Annotated in this window: 21 protein-coding genes; 5 read left to right on the top strand and 16 right to left on the bottom strand. The window is 71.3% G+C overall.

Going from position 1 to position 20755, the window contains the following annotated elements; all coding sequences use genetic code 11:
- The 6 genes from VT52_RS36110 to VT52_RS27470 form a co-directional block, all read right to left on the bottom strand.
- Positions 1-336, bottom strand: a 336-nt coding sequence (locus tag VT52_RS36110; RefSeq protein WP_079175312.1) for a hypothetical protein, incomplete at its 3' end; no start/stop codon positions are given.
- An 81-nt stretch (positions 337-417) separates the two neighbouring features.
- A complete protein-coding gene (locus tag VT52_RS27490) occupies positions 418-642 on the bottom strand; it encodes a DUF397 domain-containing protein (RefSeq protein ID WP_046427928.1) in 225 nt (74 codons plus the stop codon).
- Positions 643-737: 95 nt separating this feature from the next.
- Positions 738-962: a DUF7848 domain-containing protein gene (locus VT52_RS27485; RefSeq protein WP_046427926.1), complete on the bottom strand. Its 225-nt coding sequence runs from the start codon at positions 960-962 to the stop codon at positions 738-740.
- A gap of 332 nt (positions 963-1294) precedes the next feature.
- On the bottom strand, positions 1295-2125 hold the full coding sequence (locus tag VT52_RS27480) for a helix-turn-helix domain-containing protein (RefSeq protein ID WP_079175311.1): 831 nt from the start codon (positions 2123-2125) through the stop codon (positions 1295-1297).
- On the bottom strand, positions 2122-2646 hold the full coding sequence (locus VT52_RS27475; RefSeq protein ID WP_046427924.1) for a DUF6879 family protein: 525 nt from the start codon (positions 2644-2646) through the stop codon (positions 2122-2124). The genes VT52_RS27480 and VT52_RS27475 overlap by 4 nt, the downstream gene beginning before the upstream one ends.
- Entirely contained in the window at positions 2630-2821 is a 192-nt protein-coding gene (locus VT52_RS27470) for a hypothetical protein (protein WP_030115393.1), read from the bottom strand. Before VT52_RS27470 ends, VT52_RS27475 begins: the two co-directional genes overlap by 17 nt.
- Positions 2822-3305: 484 nt before the next feature.
- Here VT52_RS27470 and VT52_RS27465 point away from each other — a divergent pair, with 484 nt between their 5' ends.
- Positions 3306-3662 (top strand): four-helix bundle copper-binding protein, encoded by a 357-nt coding sequence (locus VT52_RS27465; protein WP_071387671.1) that lies wholly within the window; start codon positions 3306-3308, stop codon positions 3660-3662.
- An 82-nt stretch (positions 3663-3744) separates the two neighbouring features.
- Complete coding sequence (locus tag VT52_RS27460; protein ID WP_046420479.1) at positions 3745-4593, top strand: class I SAM-dependent methyltransferase; 849 nt, start codon at positions 3745-3747, stop codon at positions 4591-4593.
- Here the strand turns inward: VT52_RS27460 and VT52_RS27455 are convergent.
- Positions 4590-5843, bottom strand: coding sequence for an LCP family protein (locus VT52_RS27455; protein ID WP_079175306.1), 1254 nt, complete (start codon positions 5841-5843; stop codon positions 4590-4592). The two genes, VT52_RS27460 and VT52_RS27455, sit on opposite strands and share 4 nt — an antisense overlap.
- Before the next feature lie 119 nt (positions 5844-5962).
- On the opposite strand from VT52_RS27455, the gene VT52_RS27450 reads away from it, so the two are divergent.
- Positions 5963-6520 carry an acyl-CoA thioesterase gene (locus VT52_RS27450; protein WP_071387670.1) on the top strand — a complete coding sequence of 186 codons (558 nt, stop codon included), beginning with the start codon at positions 5963-5965 and terminating at the stop codon, positions 6518-6520.
- A gap of 78 nt (positions 6521-6598) precedes the next feature.
- On the opposite strand, the gene VT52_RS27445 is transcribed toward VT52_RS27450, so the two are convergent.
- Positions 6599-8104 carry an LCP family protein gene (locus tag VT52_RS27445; protein WP_206306616.1) on the bottom strand — a complete coding sequence of 502 codons (1506 nt, stop codon included), beginning with the start codon at positions 8102-8104 and terminating at the stop codon, positions 6599-6601.
- 126 nt (positions 8105-8230) lie between these two features.
- Here VT52_RS27445 and VT52_RS27440 point away from each other — a divergent pair, with 126 nt between their 5' ends.
- Complete coding sequence (locus VT52_RS27440; RefSeq protein WP_046428520.1) at positions 8231-9256, top strand: glycosyltransferase family 2 protein; 1026 nt, start codon at positions 8231-8233, stop codon at positions 9254-9256.
- Positions 9257-9337: 81 nt separating this feature from the next.
- On the opposite strand, the gene VT52_RS27435 is transcribed toward VT52_RS27440, so the two are convergent.
- The 4 genes from VT52_RS27435 to VT52_RS27420 form a co-directional block, all read right to left on the bottom strand.
- Entirely contained in the window at positions 9338-10966 is a 1629-nt protein-coding gene (locus tag VT52_RS27435) for an LCP family protein (RefSeq protein WP_046426255.1), read from the bottom strand.
- Between the two features lie 134 nt (positions 10967-11100).
- On the bottom strand, positions 11101-12927 hold the full coding sequence (locus VT52_RS27430) for an LCP family protein (protein ID WP_046426257.1): 1827 nt from the start codon (positions 12925-12927) through the stop codon (positions 11101-11103).
- A 231-nt stretch (positions 12928-13158) separates the two neighbouring features.
- A complete protein-coding gene (locus tag VT52_RS27425) occupies positions 13159-14322 on the bottom strand; it encodes an LCP family protein (RefSeq protein ID WP_046426260.1) in 1164 nt (387 codons plus the stop codon).
- 121 nt (positions 14323-14443) lie between these two features.
- On the bottom strand, positions 14444-15190 hold the full coding sequence (locus tag VT52_RS27420) for a TIGR03089 family protein (RefSeq protein WP_046426261.1): 747 nt from the start codon (positions 15188-15190) through the stop codon (positions 14444-14446).
- A gap of 183 nt (positions 15191-15373) precedes the next feature.
- Between VT52_RS27420 and manB the strand changes: the two genes are divergently transcribed.
- Positions 15374-16456, top strand: a complete 1083-nt coding sequence (gene manB, locus VT52_RS27415; RefSeq protein ID WP_046426263.1) for a mannose-1-phosphate guanylyltransferase — start codon at positions 15374-15376, stop codon at positions 16454-16456.
- Positions 16457-16519: 63 nt separating this feature from the next.
- On the opposite strand, the gene VT52_RS27410 is transcribed toward manB, so the two are convergent.
- The 4 genes from VT52_RS27410 to VT52_RS27395 form a co-directional block, all read right to left on the bottom strand.
- Positions 16520-17551, bottom strand: coding sequence for a DNA-3-methyladenine glycosylase family protein (locus VT52_RS27410; protein WP_206306615.1), 1032 nt, complete (start codon positions 17549-17551; stop codon positions 16520-16522).
- A 76-nt stretch (positions 17552-17627) separates the two neighbouring features.
- Positions 17628-18950, bottom strand: coding sequence for a coenzyme F420-0:L-glutamate ligase (locus VT52_RS27405; RefSeq protein WP_046426268.1), 1323 nt, complete (start codon positions 18948-18950; stop codon positions 17628-17630).
- Positions 18947-19906: a 2-phospho-L-lactate transferase gene (cofD, locus tag VT52_RS27400; RefSeq protein ID WP_046426270.1), complete on the bottom strand. Its 960-nt coding sequence runs from the start codon at positions 19904-19906 to the stop codon at positions 18947-18949. Before cofD ends, VT52_RS27405 begins: the two co-directional genes overlap by 4 nt.
- Before the next feature lie 34 nt (positions 19907-19940).
- On the bottom strand, positions 19941-20459 hold the full coding sequence (locus VT52_RS27395; RefSeq protein WP_046426272.1) for a cysteine dioxygenase: 519 nt from the start codon (positions 20457-20459) through the stop codon (positions 19941-19943).
- Positions 20460-20755: the final 296 nt, after the last annotated feature.

The following is a 20755-nucleotide window of genomic DNA, read 5'->3' as shown; positions in this document are numbered from 1 at the left end:
CGCGCTTCCTAAAACACGGCCTAGGCGGGTGGTGTCTCGGTCCCGTTCCGCCGCGAACCGGGGCGCGTACTCGGCCAGCCGCTCACCGAGCCAGGTTGCAGCCTCCTTGGCTTCCTCCCATGTGCCACGAACGATGGAACGGGGCTTGATCAGCCAGTACGCCGTTTCAAGGGGCGGCAGGTCGACGGTCGGGAACTCTGCCGCGACCTCCCGGTAACGCTGGATCAGTTCTGGCCTGCTTCCGGCCGGGGGCGGCTCAGGATGTGGAGGTCGCCGCAGGGCCTCATTGTCGAAACGCTCTTTCGGGCCGGTCCATAGATAGCCGTGGTGGTGCACCAGTCGTTCCGTTCCGAGGAGTGCCAGCGGGGCCGGACCCAGGGACAGGAGGACCCGGCCCGGCTGGCGGGAGGGGGAGGCTCAGACGTTCAGGCCGAAGCGCGCCGGGTCGATACCGGCCGCGTCCAGTTCCTCCGTGGTGAACCGCAGCGGTTGGGCGTCCGGCCGCTTGCTGTCACCCAGAGCCCAGGCGTCGTCACCGATCCGCGCCAGGGTCACGCACCCTTCGGTGCAGGGGCCGCCGCATGCCTTCACGAACGACGCCCCGTTGATGTCGAGCGCGTACAGATCACTTCCGTCCAGCATCACTGCACCTTCCTGCTCAACTGATCACGGCCATGACTGACCGTCGCCGCCCATACCGGGCGGGAGTTCAGGGATTCCACCGCAGGGGTGGTGTCTCACTCGGCGCGAACGACCATGGCGAACGAGGTCCGGATGCGCCGGAAACTGGCGTGCCCGGACCGGCCCGTGTGGCTCATGCACTCCACGTCGACGGAGGCCGAGTCATCGGCGGGAGTCGCTTTCCAACCGCAGTGCAGACACTCGGCCTCGAACGTCACGTCCGTGTCGGGATGCTCGGTGATCCGGTGCATGACGTACCGCATGGCCGCTCTGACGCTCACAGCCCACCCCTACGGCTCCGCGCGTTGGCTGCGGCGACTCTGCCGCTCAGTCCCGCTGACGGGCTATTCGGCGGGGGCTTGTAGTCAGGACACTTCGGGCTCCCGCACTCACACCGAGGCCAGTGCAAAGCCGAACTCGGCGCCAGGTCCGCGCCTTCGGGGCCAGGGTCGCTCTTCTGCACCATGAGCACGCCGCCGACGCCGAACGCTCCGGAGAGACGGGAGAGGAACTGTCGGGCCTCACTGCTGCCCAGATGATCAGCCGCTTCGGTCCTATGTGCCTTGCTGTCGCTCACCATGGCCCCCATCTTCGGCGGCCCACGATTGCGCCTCTAGCCTGTTTCCTGTTCCCGCAAAAAGTCGTTGCGGATGCTTTCGATCAGATCCCGCATTTCGTCGCCGGCCAGCGCGGCTCGCGCGAATCCTTCGAACTTATCAACGTAGAGACTCACATCTCGCGGGTCCGTAACGACGACTTCGGCATGGACGGTTTCAACTGTCACCATGCGGTCGTCACGGATGACGAAGGCATGATTTGCTATGTCATGTTGCTGAATTCGCAGAGGGACTATCCGGATGTCCACGTGGGAGAGCCGCGAAATGGAGACGATGCGATCAAGCTGAGCGGCCATCATCTGCGCTCGCACGATGCGCCAGCGCAGAACAGGTTCGGTGATGATGAACCGGAGCGACTTTGCGTTGTCGTAGAGAACCGCTTGCCGTTCGAGTCGCCCATTGATCGTTCGCGTGAGTGCGTCTTCACTCAGATTGTGCCGTTGCAGAATGGCCCTGATGTACTCGGGCGTCTGGAGCAGGCCCGGAACGAGCGCGGGTTGAAACAGCCGCAGTACAGACATCTGGGCTTCCAGAGCCTTGGCGGCCTGCTGGCCCTTGTGGACCCCGATTCGCTTGAGCAGGCGCCACGCCGTCGCTTCCGTCGCTGACGCGCGTGCGGCTTCCGCGTACTCCGCTTTGACCTCGTCCGAGACACCGATGGCGGTCAGGATGCGCTCTACGTCCGTCGCGCTGGGTGCCAGCTTCGCATTCTCGATCTTGGACAGCTTGGACGGAGACATGAGGGCGCTGCGGGCCACCGCTTTGGCTTCCTTGCCGGATGCCACTCGCAGCGCCCGCAGCGCGGCTCCAAGCTGTGCTCTGTTCACGTCCCGTACTTGGCCCACCATTCGGTGAACGGTTCCGCGTGCGCGAGAGCCGCATCACGGTACCGCATGAATTCCGCTGTCCGTTCCGGCGGTAGCACTTCCGATCCCAGGTACTTTCCGCTTCCGTCGTAGTTCATCACGGCCACGGATTCGGAGTCGAAGAACCAGAAATCCGGAACGTTCTCCAGGGGGTTGGGTTTGTCGGTGATGTCGAGGATGAAGAACTCTTCACCCCCGCTCACATTCTTGTGGTAGCCCCAGCCGAGTTCGAACCTGAGATAGTCCGTGAGCGGGCGGGACAGGATATGGACCCGGTATACCCGCTTCCCCTTCTCGGTGTGCGAGCGTAGTTCTTCGATCCAGCCCGCGTTGTAGTCCTCCGGCTGTGACTCCCCGGCCAGGAACGCCTGATAGGCGTCGACGCTTCCGGACTTGCTGTAGTCGTCCAGGGTTTCGAGCCGGAACGCCTCGCGCTCGAACGAGTCGAAGAGGTCGCCGAGGGTCCTAGATGAGGTTGTCACGGATGGCCTTCTGGATCAGTTCCATCGGGATCTCGACCAGGGTTTCGTGCGCGGGAATCTGAAGCCCGTGATCGGTCGGCGTCTCGCCCTGTACCAGGAAGGTGCCGCGATCCGTCGCGTAGATCGTCGGGCAATCCTTGATGTCGCACGTGCTGACCAGCTTGGTGACCTTCATGGTCTGGGTTCCCCTCTCCCGTCCGCTGCCAGTACCCCGCATCTGGGTTGATGCTCCCGAGGGCTGGGCGCACTGGTCAAGCGATCACGGTTGACGGAACGGGAAACCGCGTAACCTGCGCCGGGCCTGCTCGTATAGCGCGCGACTGGCGGAGGTGCCTCCAGCGCGACTCCTGCCTGCGCAGACTGCTGACGATCATGGGGAAATGCTGGGGACACCCCCTCTGGGAGGGGTTTTCGTACAGGTCAGGGCCGTATGACCTGTAAAGCACCCAGATCTACGAGGGCACGAACCAGGTCCAGCGGATCGTGATGGCGCGCAACCTCCCGTAACCCGCCGGCGGTACCGGAAGGCGTCCCGCGGGGCGCCTTCCGCGTTCTCGGGGGCCTTACGACCGGTCGGTCACATGCGGGGGCGGGGCGGGCGACGTAGGACGGAAGCACACGGGACCCGGTCCCGGGTCCCCCTGCTCCGAGGAGGAGCCATGGCCCAGCCCGGAACGACGATGCCCGCCATGACCAAGCAGATGCAGGACTGCATCGAGGCCTGCATGAACTGCCACGGCATGTGCGAGGAGACCATGAGCTCCTGCATGCAGCAGGGCGGGCAGGCGCAGATGCAGATCATGCGCGCGCTCATGGACTGCTCCGAGACGACCCGGATGTGCGCCGACATGATGATGCGCCGCTCGCCCATGTCGGGCGAGATGGGCGCGATGTGCGCCAAGGCGTGCGACATGGCCGCCGAGGCGTGCATGTCCATGCCGGACGACCAGCAGCTGATGCGCTGCGCGGAGGCGTGTCGCCGGTGTGCCGAGATGTGCCGCGCGACGGCCGTGTGACCGAGGCGTGACCGCGTCGCTCAAGGGCGCCCCGGCCGGGGTGCCCTTGAGCGTGTGCCCCCGGGTGCGGCAGGGTGCCGGCATGATCACTTCCGGGGCGACCGCGGCCTTCGACGCCGCCGAGCGGGCCATGTGGGCGGGACGGGCGCGGGCGTACGAGGCGAGCTTCGGGCGGCTGTGCGCCCACCCGGTGCCGCGGCTGCTGGAGGCGGCGCGGGTCGCGGGCGGGAGTCGGGTGCTGGACGTCGGCACCGGCACCGGCACCGCCGCCCGCGCGGCACGGGAACGGGGCGCGCGGGTGAGTGCGGTGGACGCCGACCCGGACATGGTGGCGCGGGCCCGCCGGCACGGCATCGCCGCCGAGGTCGCCGTATTGCCGGAACTGCCCTTCCCGGACGAGGAGTTCGACGCCGTCCTCGCCAACTTCGTGCTCAACCACGTGGGCCGCCCGCGCGCCGCCCTCGCCGAGCTGCGCCGCGTGCTGCGCCCCGGCGGCCGCATCGCGCTGACCCTGTGGGGCGCCCGGCGCGGGGCGGGACAGGAACTGCTGGGGCGGGCCTGCGCGGCGGGCGGTGCCGTACCACCGGCGTACCTGCCCCGCCTCGACCCCGCCGAGGACTTCCCGCGCACCCCCGGCGGACTGGCCGCGCTGCTCGCCGAGGCCGGGTTCGACGGGCCCCGGGCCGCCGAGCTGGAGTGGGCGCACCGGGCCGGCGCCGAGGAGTGGTGGGGCGGGGCCGCGGGCGGGATCGCCACCGCCGGGCTGGTCCTCGGCGCCCAGGACGCCGGGACCGTCGCGCGGATACGGGGGGAGTACGACCGGCTGTGCGCGGAGTTCGCCCGGGACGGCGAGGGGCGGCTGGTCCTGCCGCACGTGGCGCTGCTCGCCCGTGCGACGGCCCGGCCGCCCCTGTCGCGCCGTTTCGGCTAGTTGCCGGCGACGGTGACCTTCTGGTCGTTGTTCAGTTCGGTCACCAGCGTCTTGACCTTCGTCTTGTCCCAGACGAGGTTGCCGCCGACGGAGCCGGAGATGGGCATGTTCATGGAGGTGCCGTCACCGCCGTTGACGCTCTTCATGGCCCAGAACATCGAGGCCAGGTTCCACAGGGACATGTCCTTGTCCACGATCAGCGAGTCCAGGCCCGCGCCCATGGTCGGGTAGAACTTGAACGGGTTCAGCACGGTCGCGGGCGTCGCCACCTCGTGGGCCAGGGCCGCCAGGAACTTCTGCTGGTTCTTCGTCCGCTGCAGGTCGGACGCGGCGAAGGCGTGCCGGGTGCGCACGAAGGCGAGCGCCTGCCGGCCGTTCAGGGTCTGCTTGCCGGCCTTGAAGTCGGCGCCGGACCACTTGTCCTTGAAGCCCTTGTCGATGTCGATCTGCACCCCGCCGACCGCGTCCACGATGTTCGCGAAGCCCTGGAAGCCGATCTCCACGTAGTGGTCGATGTGCAGCCCGGTGTTGTACTCGATCGTCCGGACCAGCAGCGTGGGCCCGTCCTCGGCGTAGGCCGCGTTCAGCTTCTCCTGGCGGCCCGTGGCGGGGTAGACCTTCCCGGACGTCGAGCCCTTGTACGACGGGATCTCCACGTTCGAGTCGCGCGGCAGCGAGACGAGCGTGTCGCCGTTGTCGCCGACGTGCAGGATCATCATCGAGTCCGTGCGCTTGCCCTCGGCGGCGCCGGTGTGCAGCTTCTTCTCGTCCGCCTTGGTCATGCCCTCGCGGCTGTCCGAACCGACGATCAGGTAGTTGGTGCCGGACCCCGACTGCGGCCGGTCGATCACCTTGGACAGGTCGACCTCGCGGCGCAGCTTGGAGTCGGCCCAGAAGTAGGTCGCGACCGATGTGACGGTCAACACGGTCACCAAGGTGATCGCGGTCCACTTGATCCGCCGCCGCCAGTTCGGCGCGGGTCTCTGGCCGGGCCCCGGCGTGCCGTCGGGGCCGTGGCCGCCGGGGCCGCCGTAGACCTGGCCGGTGTTGTAACCGCTGTCGTACGCGTCGTCGTAGCCGCCGTTCGCGTACGACGGCTGCTGCGGAACGCCGGCCCCGTACTGCGGTGCCGCCGGACCGCGCCGCACCTGGCGCATCGCGCGTGCGCCTTCGGGCTGCGCGCCGGCGCTGCCGCGTCCGTAGCGGGGGCCGCGCTCGTCGTCGGACCATGCCTCGGGCCAGTCATTCATGCGGACCAGTGTGCAGGGCTGCGCCGTATGGCTTACAAGGCCTGTCGGAAAATAGGGGCGGCGCTGTTGCGAAGCTGACACAAATTCCGCGAATGCGGCTTCGGCATAAGGTAGAGGGCATGACAGACCAGGCCACGGAGCCGGAAGCAGTGGAATCGGAAATTCCGGGCAAACCCACGTCCGCCTCGCGCACCACGCTCAGCCACATCATGACCCACAACGACACCAACCTGCTGGGTACGGTGCACGGCGGGGTGATCATGAAGCTGGTGGACGACGCGGCGGGCGCCGTGGCCGGGCGGCACTCCGGCGGCCCCGCCGTCACCGCGTCCATGGACGAGATGGCCTTCCTCGAACCGGTCCGCGTCGGTGACCTGGTCCATGTGAAGGCCCAGGTCAACTGGACCGGCCGGACCTCCATGGAGGTCGGCGTACGAGTCCTCGCCGAGCGCTGGAACGAGTCCAACCCGCCCACCCAGGTCGGCTCGGCCTATCTGGTCTTCGCGGCCGTGGACGCCGACGGCAAGCCCCGTCAGGTGCCCCCGGTGCTGCCGGAGACCGACCGTGACCGCCGCCGCTACCAGGAGGCGCAGATCCGCCGCACCCACCGGCTGGCCCGCCGCCGCGCCATCCGCGAGCTGCGCGAGCAGCGGGCGGCGGACGGTTTGCAGGACTAGACGGTTTGCAGGACCAGCGGGACCGGACGGGTCCGGGCCGGACCGGACGGGGCGGGGTGCCCGGGGGCGCGTGTCCGCTCAGGCGTTCCCCGAGCACACCACCTCGTTGCCGCGCACCACGCTCGCGGCGCCCTGGTCCTGATGCCCGGGATCCTCGAAGCGCACGGCCCGCACGCCCTTGAAGCCGGCGCCGGCGGTCACCTTCAGCACCGGCCCCTGGCCCGGCGCCGCCCGCAGCTCGCTGCCCGGCAGGGCCGCGGCCAGGGTGTGCGCGGAGCGGTCCCAGCGGGGGTCGTACGTGATGACGGTGGCCGTCAGCCGGGCGGGCGCGGTCACCGGCTGGTGAGTGGTGGCGAAGCCGGTCGCGGCCAGCTCGGTGTCGATCCGCTTGGCCAGTCCGGTCGTGGCGGTGCCGTTCGCCACCTGCACCCGGATGCCCCGGGGGTCCGTCTCGACGGACGTCGCGGCGGAGGCGGGGTGCGGGCGGGCCGCGGTGAGCGGCTTGTCGTCACGCAGCGCCTGGAACAGCTGGGCGGAGCGGGCCGCGTCCCACTTCAGGGTCGAGCCGATGCCCTTGACCGGGTAGTCCATCCGCCCGATGGGGACGGTCGTGAACTCGGAGGACGAGGGCGAGAAGTTCCGCATCGCGCGCCCGAGGTCGAGCAGCTCGTCCGTGCCGAAGCCCACATCGGCGCGCACCGAGCCGAGCACCGCCCGGGTCACGTCGCGAAAGCGCATCGGGTTCAGCAGCACGCCCGAGGACGTCGCCCGCTCGATCAGCGCGGCCAGGAAACGCTGCTGCCGCTTCATCCGGCCCAGGTCGCTGGCCCCGTCCAGGTGCCGCGAGCGCACGTACTGGAGCGCCTGCCCGCCCATCAGGGTGTGCGTGCCGGGAGCGAGGTCGAGCCCGCTGTAACTGTCCTTCAGCGGCGTCGCCGTACAGATCCGGACCCCGCCGAGGACGTCCACGGTCTTCATGAAGCTGGTGAAGTCGACCTCCAGATAGTGGTCGATCTTCACATGGGTCATGTTCTCGACCGTGCGCACGGTCAGCTGGGGTCCGCCCTCGGCGTAGGCCGCGTTCAGCCTGAGCGGATGCGCGCCGTACTTCCGGCCGGTGGCCGGGTCCCGGCGGGCGGGTACCTCGGCGTAGGAGTCGCGCGGCAGGCTCACCACCGTGGCCCGCTCCCGGTCCTCCGAGATGTGCACGACCATCATCGTGTCGGTGCAGTGGCAGGGCTGTCCGCCCAGGTGGAAGGCGCGCCGCTGCCGCTCGGTGATCTTGTCCCGGCCGTCGGTGCCGACCAGCAGGATGTTCATCCCGTGGCCCGCCTGCGGCCGGTTCTTCATGTCCTTGAAGGCGTCGACCCGGGAGATCCCCGCGTCCAGGCTGGTGACCACCGCGTGTCCGATGCCCGCGGAGGCGAGCACCACCACCGACAGCGTGGTCATCGCCCGCACGGCCCAGCGCGGCCGCCGCCGTCGGCGCACGGGCCGCACGGGCCGCACGTGCTGGGGCGGCAGCCGGCGGGGCGGCTGCGGGCGGCGCTGGGGTCGCGCCGGGGACCGGGGCGGGCTGGTCAAGGGACACCTCCGGACGAGGCCGTACGTGGGATCCGTGAGCACAGTAGGCCGATACGATCTCCATCCCGCGTCGGAGCCCCGGCGGCGCGCACCGGTGTCGCCCGTTCGCGGTAACGTGAGGCCCCTATGAACGCCAAGCCCGACGTGCGGTTCCCCGCTGTATCCGTGATCATGCCCGTCCTCAACGAGGAGCGGCATCTGCGCGGGGCCGTCCAAGCGATCCTCGCGCAGGAGTACGGCGGCGACATGGAGGTCGTGATCGCCCTCGGTCCGTCCACGGACCGCACGGACGAGATCGCCGCCGAGCTCGTGGCCGAAGACCCCCGCGTCCACACCGTGCCGAACCCGACCGGCCGCACCCCCGCCGCGCTGAACGCGGCGATCAAGGCCTCCCGGCATCCGATCGTGGTCCGTGTCGACGGCCACGGCATCCTCTCGCCGAACTACATCGAGACCGCCGTACGGCTCCTCGCGGAGACCGGTGCGCAGAACGTCGGCGGCATCATGCACGCCGAGGGCGAGAACGACTGGGAGCACGCGGTCGCCGCCGCGATGACCTCCAGGATCGGCGTCGGCAACGCGGCCTTCCACACCGGCGGCGACGCGGCCCCCGCCGAGACGGTCTACCTCGGTGTCTTCCGCCGCGAGGCGCTGGAGCAGCAGGGCGGCTACAACGAGGAGTTCATCCGCGCCCAGGACTGGGAGCTGAACTTCCGCATCCGCGAGGCGGGCGGCCTGATCTGGTTCTCGCCGGAACTGAAGGTGTCGTACCGCCCCCGGCCTTCGGTGCGGGCCCTGGCCAAGCAGTACAAGGACTACGGCCGCTGGCGCCATGTCGTCGCCCGCTACCACTCCGGCTCGATCAACCTGCGCTACCTCGCCCCGCCGACCGCGGTCTGCGCGATAGCCGCGGGCCTGGTGGCCGGCGTGGCCCTGACCCCCTGGGGCCTGGTGATCCCCGGCGGCTACCTCGCCGCGATCGCCGCCGGCTCCCTGCCCGCCGGCAAGGGCCTGCCCCTCAAGGCCCGCCTCCAGATCCCCGTGGCCCTCGCCACCATGCACATGTCCTGGGGCTGGGGCTTCCTGACCAGCCCGAAGTCCCTGGCCAAGCGGGTCATCGCGTCGCGCAGGCCGGCGGTGCACAGCGCCTGACGGACCCGAGCGCACGGACCGAACGGGGCGGGGCCCCTCCTTCGCGGAGGGGCCCCGCCCCGTTCGGTACCGGTACGGCCCTCACCACCGGTACGGCTTGTACACCTCCATGCAGCCGCCCTTGTCCGCGCCGTTGATGGCGTCGGAGTTGGACGGGATGTCGCCGGCCTTGGGCTTGGACTGCTTCGGGAAGGTCGTGCCGCTGCGCCAGTCGGCGCCGAGCAGCAGGGTGACGCCGGAGACCGAGGTGGTCTGCTTCACCGCGCTCGCCGGCAGGCCCAGTGCCTTGGCCACGCCCTGGGCGTCGCCCTGGAGGTCGGCGCTCGGGTACTCGACCACCGTCTTGTCCTGCGGTGGCGGGGCCGCGGCGTCGGCCGCCGCCCGGCCGTAACCCTTCGCCGCGAGCGCCTCGGCGATGGTGCGGGCCCGGCCGGGGACCGCCGCCTCGGAGGCGGAGCCGGTGCCGTTCTGGACGACGACGCCGAGCCGGGCCGGATCGGTGGAGGGCGACTTCGTCGGCTGGGGCTTGTCCGCGCCCTGCTCGGAGTCCGCGGTCCCGCCGTTCTTGTCGAGCGGGATGTCGTCCCGGAGCATCGCCCAGAGCTTGCCGGCGTCGGTCGTGTTCGGGACGACGTGGTTGTCGGGATCCTGCGGATCCGGGAGGTTAGGCATCGTCAGGCTCGTGATGCGGTCCGACGGCACGGACTTCATCTCCATGCCGAGGTCGTAGAGCTTCTTGACCGTGCCGATCTCCTCGGAGACCTTGAGGGACTTGATGGCAGAGTTGGCCAGGTCTATGAGCCGCCCGGTGTCGGTGAACACGTTCTGCGACTGGAGCGTGCGGAGCATGGAGTTGAGGTACATGTGCTGGGCGCGGGCCCGCATCAGGTCGCTGCCCCAGGCGTGCCGGGTGCGCAGCCACTGGAGCGCCTGCACGCCCTTGACCTTGTGCGTCCCGGCGGTCAGCTTCAGCCCGGAGCCGCCGCGCTGGGCCGCGGTCGGGTGGTCCCAGACGTTCTGCTTCACACAGACGTCGACGCCGCCGATGGCGTCCGCCATCCTCACCACGCCCGCGAAGTCGATCGTCATCCAGTGGTCGATGTAGACCCCGGTGAGGTTCTCCCAGGTGGCCAGCGTGCAGCCGGCGCCGCCCCGGCCGAGCGTGGTGTTGATGATGTCGTTGGTCGCCGGATAGACCTTTCCGGTGTCCGGATCCGTGCACTTGGGGATGTCGACACGGGTGTCGCGGGGGATGCTCACCATCGCGGCGCTCTTGCGGTCGGCGGATATGTGGATGAGCATCTGCACGTCCCCGCGCGGGGGATCGCCGACGCTGCTCTTGCTGCCGCCGAGCTCCAGGTTCTCCGCCGAGTTACGGCTGTCCGAGCCGATCAGCAGGATGTTCAGCGGGGTCTGTCCGGCCGCGTTCGGGGCGGTCTTCCGCGCCTTGGCGTCACCGCTGCTGCGCTCGCCCTTGCTTATGCTGGCGTTCAGATGCCGGTAGTAGAGGTAACCGGCGCCCGCCGTGCCGAGTATGACCACCGCGAGGATCGTCGCCGACCAGCGCAGCGCGCGCCGTCGGCGCCGCCGGGTGGTCTTGGAACCTCCCGGACCGCCCGAACCCCCGGAGCCCGAGCCCCTCTTGCGCCGACCGCCGCCGTGCCGTCCGGCCCCGGCCTCGAGGTCCGCCGTCCGCGGGGTGAGCGCCATCGTGTCATCCACCTCGGCAGCGTCACCTCGCACCTCGCTCTGCGCCACTCTCCCTGCCCTCCCCGCCTTCTACGCCATGCGACGGGCCCGTCCCGCGCCGAGTGGTTAGACGCACGACGGGCCCGCAGGGTTACCTATGAGGCGCACTTAACCTCGTCGGCCGTTGACTTGTCGACCTTCGGCGCCGTGTCCGGAGCGGTGATCGGCGTGCCCGCGCCCTTGAAGTCCTTGCCCAGGGTCAGGGTCATCGCGGGCAGCCCCTGGGAGTTGACGACGCTCGAACCCGGCTTGAGCGCCGAGCCGGGCAGCCCCATCAACGCGGCCAGCTCCCGGGCCTGCGCCGCCTGGTCGGGCGCGTACTCCAGGGTGGTCTTCCGGAGCCCGGCCGACGCGTTGCCCGCGTTCTCCGACTTCAGTACGCCCTCGCTGTTCTGGAGCCAGTCCAGGACCGCCTGCGCGCTGCCCGGTGCCGCCTCGCTGTTGAGGATGCGCACGCGCACGTCGCCGGGCGCGGACCGGGTGCCCTTGAGCCGGGCGGCCTGCGCGTCCTTCGCGGCCTTCTGCTTGCGCTTGACGTCGGTGAAGGAGACGTCGTCCTGTATCGCCCGGAACACCGCCGGCGCCGCCGACTGGTTGAGGACCACCGTCGCGTGGACCTTCTCCGCGGGGTTGTCCACCACCGGCACTGTGGTGAAGGTGATGTTCTTCGGCGGCACCTTCTTGAGCTCCAGCGCGATGTCCTTGAGCGTGTTGATGCTCTTTATGCCGGTGTCGACGGTCAGCGCCTTGGTGGCCGCCTCCGCGAGGTCCATCAGCTTCGAGGGGTTGCTGAGGGTGTCGCCGGAGGACATCTTGCGCATCAGCGAGCCCAGGAACTGCTGCTGCACCTTGATGCGGTCCAGGTCGCCCTGGTTGCCGAAACTGTGCCGGGTGCGCACGAAGGCGAGGGCCTGCTCGCCCTCCACCACCGACTTGCCCGCCGGCAGCTTGAGATGGGACTCCTTGTCGTCCACGGGGTGCGCGACACACACCTCGACACCGCCCACCGCGCTGGTCAGCGTCTTCACCGCGTTGAAGTCGGCCATCATGAAGTGGTCCACGTGTATGCCGGTGACCTCTTCGACGGTGCGCATGGTGCAGCCCGGGTCGCGGCCGTCCTGGCCGAGGCTGGTGTTGAAGCGCACGTTGTCGGTGCCGGGAATGACCTTGCTGCTGCCGTCCGGCTGCTTGGTCGGGCAGTCCGGCACGTTCACGATCAGGTCGCGCGGGATGCTCAGCGCGGTCGCGTTGGTGCGGTCCTTGGAGACGTGCAGCAGGATGTCGGTGTCAGCGTGCCCGACGCTGCCGGAGTCGCCGTAGCCCTCGTTGCCCTTGCCGGTGCGCTTGTCGGTGCCGATGATCAGCAGGTTGAAGGCCTCGTCCTTGCTGAAGCCCTTGGAGCCCGCGTCTCCGACATCGGTCGAACTGATGTTGCCCTCAAGGTGCTTGAGGTACAGGTACCCGGCGGCGCCGACCGCGACCAGCGCGAAGGCCGTGCCGCCGGCGGTCCACGCCAGCACCTTCTTCGCCTTCGACTTCTTCTTCACCGGCCGGCGGCCACGCCGTCCCGGCGCGCCCTCGGGTTCGGTGCCGCGGCGCCGGGAGGTCCTCGGTGGCGGCACGTCCCCGGCCCGCGCCGTGTCCCGGGTGCGGCCCCCGGCCTGGGTGCGGGTCCCGCCCCCCTCGCGCCCGCCGTCCTGCGCGGGCACCGTGCTCATCTCGCGGGTCTCGCCGGGCGCCATGTCGTTGCGCCGGCGGCGCCGGGCACCGTCGCCGTCCGGGGCGGACGGCTTGCGCGGACCGGGAACCGACTGCGTTCCGGAAGGAGGCAGTTGCAGTTCGTATTCGCCGGTGTTCGGATTGAGCACCCACTGGTCTGCGGGATCGATGTTGTCCGCCCGCCCACGGCCTTGCGCGTCCACGGTTGTCCGAATCCTCCGTCGGGGCCACGCGGCGCCTTCCCCCTCAAAGGCGCTCGGGTCTCGCTGAAACAGTGCACGACCCCAGGTCGGACCTCGTGGCCACGTGCACCGGATCGCTCACACTATCCGCCCAGTTCAGCGTCTAGGGACGCCGGTGACAAATCCGTCGTCCCTACAACCGGGCAATCCGCCTCATTTTCCGGGCGGAAGCCGGCGGCCACGGCGCACGCCTCACACGCAGCCCTGCTCGGCGGCCGTGGTCCCGGTGTAGGTGGGCGTGGGGGAAGGGGAACTCGTCGTGCCCTTTTGCGGAGCCGGCGGCTTCTCCGGCGTCCGTTCGGCGACCGCCACCGGCTGGTCCGTGCGCAGCCGCTCGAAGAGCTTCTCGGCTTCGGGCTCGACGAGTTGGTCGCGGTCGGCGTCGTAGACGTACTGCTCCCTCGGCACCGTCAGGAACTGCGTGCGCCGGGTGGGGACGGCGTGCAGCGTCCGCACCAGTCGGTACATGTCGCCCAGGTCCGCCAGCCCCGGATCGGTGGTGAGGGAGGAGGTCGCCGCGTCCAGCACGGCGTACAGCCGCAACGGGTTCAGCAGTACGTCGTTGCCGCGCACCCTGGTGACCAGCGCGCCGAGGAACCGCTGCTGGCGCCGCATCCGCCCGGTGTCGCTGCCGTCGCCCAGCGACTCGCGGGCCCGTACGTAGCCGAGGGCCCGCTCCCCGTCGAGCGTGACCTCGCCCGCTGGCAGCCTGAGCTTCGCCGCCTTGTCGTCGATGGGTTCCTTCAGGCAGACCCGCACCCCGCCGACGGCGTCCACCATGTCCTTGAACCCACTGAAGTCCACGACCACGTGGTGGTCGACGCGGATGCCCGTCAGCTTCTCGACGGTCCGCACCGTGCATGCCGAACCGCCCAGCTCGAAGGCGTGGTTGAACATCGCGAACACCGGCCGGCCCCGGGTGCCGTCGCCCCGGAGGCAGTCCGGGATGTCCACCATCAGGTCCCGGGGGAGGGACACGGCGGTGGCGCTGCGCCGGTCCGCCGCCAGGTGCAGCAGGATCGTCGTGTCCGAGCGCCGGCTGCCCAGGTCCCTCCCGTAGCGGCCGTTGCCGTCGCCGGCCCGGCTGTCGGATCCGATCAGCAGGATGTTCCGCGCCCCGGGCGCCACGACCGCGGGCCGCTCGTGCGCGTACCGGTCGAGCTCGGCGGCCGCCGCGCCGTCGGGCCGGATATTGGCACTGAGCCGGGCGTACGCCGCCCACCCCGCCCCGACGGCCGCCGCGACCAGGATCGCCGCCCCGAGCCCCGCCCCCTTGGCCCACCGCCGCCGGCGCCGCCGCACGAGCCCCGCCCCGGTCGCGGACGACCCGTCGGCGGGGGGAGGTGAGTGGGTCACGGTGCAAGGCCTCGCCGTCGTAGGAGGTGCTCCTCGGTACTCCTACGACAATGAGGCGGAGAGGTGAGGGGAGGCGCCCTGTACTACTCCAAGAGGGGGCACGGCCCTACCCGGGCCGGGCTCATCGCCGTACCGCCGTCACCTTCTCGCTCTCGATCCGCTTCGCCAGCGACTCCTCGTCCAGCCGGTCCAGATTCCGGCAGAGCACCACGGACCCGCCACTGGCCAGCGGCGCGAACAGTCCCGCGCTGAGTCCCTCCCAGGTGTCGTACGGCATCCCCGACAGCAGCCGCGACCCAGGCCCCGTCAGCTCCAGCCCGGCCGAGTCGGCGAGGGCCTTCTGCACGACCTCGGCCCCGCTGAACTCCGCTCCGGCCACGATCAGCGCCGACTCCCCGCCGTACGGCGACGCGAACCGGTCGCCCTGGCCCGGCACCTCCACGGCGTAGTCGAGGAACCCCTGCGGCGGCTGCGGGAACCTGCCGCCGAGCGGCCGCAGGGCCAGCGCCACCCGCTCGCCCCGGCACGCCCGCGCCGCCTCCAGCGCGTCCGGACCGCTGACGGCCACGTCGGCCGCCGCCGGGTCCCCGGCCACGTCCGCGATCGCGCCCACCGAGGCACAGGCCAGCAGCCACACCGCCGTCTGCCAGTGCGCGGGCAGCAGCAGCGCGACCCGGTCGCCGGGTTCCACGGAGAGGTCGCCCTGGAGGAGGTTCGCGGTCTTGGCCACCCAGTTGGCGAAGGTGGCGACCGAGAGTTCGACGCGTTCGCCCGTGGCATCGTCGTAGAAGGTCACCAGCGGGCGGCCGGGATCCGCGGCGAGGGCGGAAGTCAGCAGGTCGGCGGGGGTGCGATCGGTGGCGTTCACCCGGCACAGGGTACGCGCGCGAAGGCGCGCGAGGGGGGCGCGTCTCTCACTGATCTCACACCCGTCTCACGGCAAACCGCGTGGCCGTCACGGCCTCCGTCGCTACGGTCTGCATACACTGACCGGCCGATACGAGTAGAACGAGTCAGTTCGGCCGGTCCCGGCAGGAAGCAGAGACGACAGGTGACAGAAGCGATCCTCCTGGTCGGCGGCAAAGGCACCCGGCTGCGCCCGCTCACCGTGCACACGCCCAAGCCCATGGTCAGGGCCGCGGGCGTGCCGTTCCTCACCCACCAGCTGGCGAGGGCGAGAGCGGCGGGCGTCGAGCACATCGTCCTTGCCACCAGCTATCTGGCCGAGGTCTTCGAGCCGTACTTCGGCGACGGCTCGGCGCTGGGCCTCCACCTCGAGTACGTCACCGAGGAGGAGCCCCTCGGCACGGGCGGGGCGATCCGCAACGTCGCCTCGCGGCTGTGCTCCGGCCCGGACGAGCCGGTGCTGATCTTCAACGGGGACATCCTGACGGGCCTGGACATCCAGGCCCTCGTCGACACCCACCAGTCGTCGGGCGCGGACGTCTCGCTGCACCTGACGAAGGTGTCCGACCCCCGTGCCTACGGTCTGGTGCCGACCGACGGGACGGGCCGGGTCCTGGCGTTCCTGGAGAAGCCGCAGACGCCGGAGGAGATCGTCACCGACCAGATCAACGCGGGGGCGTACGTCTTCCGGCGCTCGGTCATCGACGCGATCCCGGCGGGCCGGCCGGTGTCGGTGGAGCGCGAGACGTTCCCCGAACTGCTGGCCGCGGGGGCGCATCTCCAGGGCATGGTCGACTCCACGTACTGGCTGGACCTCGGCACCCCGGCCGCGTTCGTGCGCGGCTCGGCCGACCTGGTGCTCGGGCGCGCGCCGTCGCCCGCGGTGCCGGGGCGCTGCGGTGACCGGCTGGTGCTGCCGACGGCCCAGGTGGCGCCGGACGCGAAGCTGACCGGGGGCACGGTCGTGGGGGAGGGCGCGTTCGTCGCGCGGGGCGCGCGGGTCTTCGGCTCGACGATCCTGCCGGGCGCGGTCATCGAGCCCGGCGCGGTCATCACCGACTCCCTCATCGGCGCCCGCGCCCGCGTCGGCACCCGCTCCGTGCTCACCGGCACGGTCATCGGCGACGGGGCGGTCGTCGGCCCCGACAACGAGCTGCGCGACGGGGCCCGGGTGTGGTGCGACGCGCGTATCCCGGCGGGTGCGGTGCGGTTCTCCTCCGACCAGTAGGGGAGCGGTGCGACCGGGTCGAGCGGGGCTCGTCCCGGTCGCCGTGTGTGGCGGCGCCGCGGCTCAGAGCGACCCGATGTCCACGCGGGGCATCTTCGGGACGCGCCGGGCCGGTGCCACGCCGCTCAGGAGGATCAGGCGGGCGGCCCGGTGCCGTTGACCGGCGTAGGGCTCCAGCAGACGGAGCATCTCGGAGTCGTCCGCGTGCCGGTCACCCGCCAGCGCCCATCCCACGATCCCCGGCAGATGCAGATCCCCGACCGTCACCTCGTCCGCCGCCCCGTGACTGCGCTGCACCACCTCCGCCGACGTCCACACCCCAACCCCCGGTACGACCTCCAGCCGCGCCCGAGCCTCCGCCGCCGGCATCCCCACCGCCTGCTCCAGCCGCGGGGCCACCCGGACGGCCCGCAGGATCGTGGACGCGCGCTTGTCGTCGACCCCGGCGCGATGCCACTCCCAGGAGGGAACCAGCGCCCACGTCCGCGCCGCAGGCATGACGAACATCGGCCGCTCGCCGAGCCCGGCCGGTCCCGGCGCGGGCTCGCCGAACCGCCGTACCAGCAACCGCCACGCCCGGTACGCCTCATCCGCCGTGACCTTCTGCTCCAGCACCGACGGGATCAGCGACTCCAGCACCAGTCCGGTCCGGGTGAGCCGCAGCCCCGGCCGCCGGTGCCGCGCCAGCGCCACCACCCGGTGCCGGGGCACGAACGCCTCCGGATCGTCGGACGCCCCGAGCAACGCGGGCAGACCGTCGAGCAGCCACCGCGCCCCCGGCCCCCACGCCTCGCCGAGCACCTCACCGCCGTCCGCCCGTACCCGCAGCGTGCCGGGCCCAGCCGGGGTGCGGCAGGCCCGCCACACGGACCCGTCCGCCGTGGCCCGGAACGTCGGATCGCCGGGCCCGCGCCGTAGCGGCCCGAGCACCAGACCGAGATCGAGGGGTCCCTCGGGCACCCACCTCCGCATCCGCGGGGGCACCGCGGCCTGCCGCGGTATCCCGGCCGCACCATCCGTACCGCCCGCGGACACGCCGGTCCGCCCGCCGCGCACCGTCGTGCGCGTGGGCCGCTGAACGAAACGTCCTGCCACGGATCAGATCCTCGGATTGCCGGTGCGGCCGGTGCCGCCGGTGCCGTCCTACGAGACTAGGCCCCCCGTCCGCCTCTCATCGCACCTCGATGAACGACTCCGCGTCCCGCTCGGCCCGAGGCCGCGGCGCCTCGGCCGGATGCCCGATCGCGACCGCGCCCATCGGGTCCCACTCCGGGGGCAGGGCGAGCGTCTCGCGCACCACGTCCCGGCAGAACATCGTGGACGACACCCAGGCCGAGCCGAGGCGCTCCCCGGCCAGCGCCACCAGGAAGTTCTGCACGCCCGCGCCCATGGCGACGACGAACATCTCCCGCTCGGCACCGTCGCGCCGCGCGTCCCCGTAGTGGTGCGAGCCGTCCATGACGAGGCACGGCACCACGAGACAGGGGGCGTCGCGCAGCACGTCGCCTCGCCGGACCCGCTTGGCGACGGACTCCTCGGCCTTGCCGTCCCGGCGCAGGTCGGCGATCCAGGCGTCCCGCATCGCGTCCAGCAGCCGGCCGCGCGACCGCGCCGACTCCAGCAGCACGAACCGCCAGGGCGTGGTGTGGTGCGGTGCGGGCGCCGTCACGGCCGCCGCCACCGCCCGCCGTACCGAACCCGGGTCCACCGGCTCGTCGGTGAACGCCCGCACGGTGCGCCTCAGGGTCACGGCCTCGCGGACCGCCTCGGAGGTGCCGAGCCGGAACATGTCGTCGGCGGCGGCACGCACCAGCGCCCGCGCGCCCGTGCCCGCCTCGCCGCCCCGTTCCACCACCTGGGGCAGGCCGCGCACCACCGCGACCGGCCGCCCCTCGGCCTTGCCCTTGACCAGGTCACCGGCGGCGGCCAGTTCGTCCGCCGTGGCCACCACGGTGGCGCTGAGCGGGTTGCCGTACGCGTCCGTGCCCCCGCGCAGATCGTCCAGCACCCGCACCCCGGCGGCGCCGATCGCCACGTCCGTGAGGCCCGCGCGCCAGGGCCGCCCGAAGGTGTCACTGACGATGACCCCGACCTCGACCCCGAGGGCGTCGCGCAGGCCGTCGCGGATGGCGCGGGCGGACGCGTCCGGGTCCTCGGGCAGCAACAGCACGGTCCCGGCGGGGGTGTTCGAGGCGTCGACCCCGGCCGCGGCCATGACCAGGCCCTGCCGGTTCTCCACGATCCGCAGGGTGCCCCGGCGGGCCACCACCCGCACGGTCTCCGCGTCGATCGCGGCCTCCCGGTCGGTGGCCCGGACGACCCGGCCCTCCGCCTTGGAGACGATCTTGGAGGTGACGACCACCACGTCCCCGTCGGCCAGGGCGGGCTCGGCGACGGCGATCAGCTTGGCGAGGTCGTCGCCCCGCTGTACCTCGGGCAGCCCGGCCGGGGCCCAGACCTGGAACGCGGGACGCTCCGCGCGGTCCACGCTCACGCGCCCCGCACCTCCTCGGCCAGTGTCAGCGCCTCCCGCGCCATCTGCGCGGTCGCGGCGAGGTCGGTCATCATCAGGGGCACGGCCCGGCAGCGGATGCCGTCGGCCTCCACGCGCTCGACCACCGCCGCGTCCACGGTGTCGACCAGCCAGCCGTCCAGCAGGCCCGAGCCGTAGTGCTCGGCGACGGCGGCGGCCGTGGACCGGACGCCGACCGCGGCGAGCACCTTGTCGGCCATCCCGCGCACCGGCGCGTCGCCGACGATGGGGGACAGGCCGACCACGGGCACGCCCGCGTCCGCGATGGCCTCCCGGATGCCCGGGACCGCGAGGATCGTGCCGATGGACACGACCGGGTTGGACGGAGGGAAGAGGATGACGTCCGCCTCGGCGATCGCCTCCAGGACGCCGGGGGCCGGCTTGGAGTTCTCGGCGCCGACCGGGACCACGGCCTCGGCGGGCACGCCGGCCCGCATCCGCACCCAGTACTCCTGGAAGTGGACCGCCTTGCGCTCGCCGTCGACCTCGACGGCCACATGCGTCTCCACCCGGTCGTCGGTCATCGGGATCAGCTTCACGCCCGGCTTCCACCGGTCGCACAGTGCCGCGGTGACCGCGCTCAGCGGATAGCCGGCGCCGAGCATCTGCGTCCGCACGATGTGCGTGGCGAAGTCCCGGTCGCCGAGCCCGAACCACTCGGGGCCGACTCCGTAGGCCGCCAGTTCCTCCTTGAGATGGAAGGTCTCCTCGGACCGCCCCCAGCCCTGCTCCTCGTTGATGCCGCCACCCAGCGTGTACATCACCGTGTCGAGGTCCGGGCAGACCTTCAGCCCGAAGAGGTGGATGTCGTCGCCGGTGTTGCCGATCACCGTGACGTCCGCGTCCGGCGCGGCCTGCTTGAGACCACGCAGGAACCGTGCACCACCGATACCGCCTGCCAGAACCACAATGCGCATGGGAACCAGTCTTGCAGGAGGCTCCGACATCGCGTCAGGCAGTCACCGGACGCGCCTCGCAGGAGAGAGCGGCATGCGCCCCGGCGTGCGCCGCGGGGTGCATGGGCATCTCGGTAAGACCCGGGTAGTAGATGTGCAGGCTGACCGCCGGTTCCAGCGCGTCGTTGACGACCTCGTGCGCGTACCCCGGCGCGAACACGTGTTGCGCGCCGGGCGCGAGCGTCCTGGCACCGCGCCGGGTGTGCTCGGTGAGCGTGCCCTCCAGGACGGTGAGGACGCCGGAGGAGCGCCCGTGGTCGTGCCGTCCGGTGCCCTGCCCCGGCACCCAGGACAGCAGCCAGACCTCGTAACCGGGGCCGGTGCGCAGCCGGTGGTACCAGCGGGTCGTGGCGTCGTAGCGGACCAGTTCCGCCCACTGGGCGCGGTCGGCGGCGATGGCGCGGGCCAGGCCGGCGAACTCGGCGACGGTGGCCGGGTGCTCGCGCGGCGGCTGGAGCAGATGCGGGACTTCGAGCGGGTCACCGGCGATCTGGAGGTCGTTGTCGCTGTTCATGGGGTGTGCTGGTTCCTCGGCGGAGAAGAGATGGGAGCCCGGCGAAAGGGGCTGCGAGGGAAGGACGACCGAGCCGCGCGGGGGCGGGGCGTCGGCGACAGCCGGAGCGGAGACCCGGGAGAAGGAGGAAGGGGCCGGCTCAACAGCTGGAACAGCGACAACAGCTACAGCGGGCCCGGACAGCACCGTGGGACCCGGCGGTGCGGGTCGAGGTGGGTACCGAGTTCGCGAGCATGCCCCCTAGGACAACGGTTCACATCAGTGGTGTCAACTCGATGACCGCCATGTGGGACACA

The organism is Streptomyces malaysiense (genome assembly GCF_000980885.2).
GTDB classification, from domain to species: Bacteria; Actinomycetota; Actinomycetes; order Streptomycetales; family Streptomycetaceae; genus Streptomyces; species Streptomyces malaysiense.
Note: the sequence above shows the minus strand (reverse complement) of the source record. Positions and strands in the feature narration are given on the sequence as shown.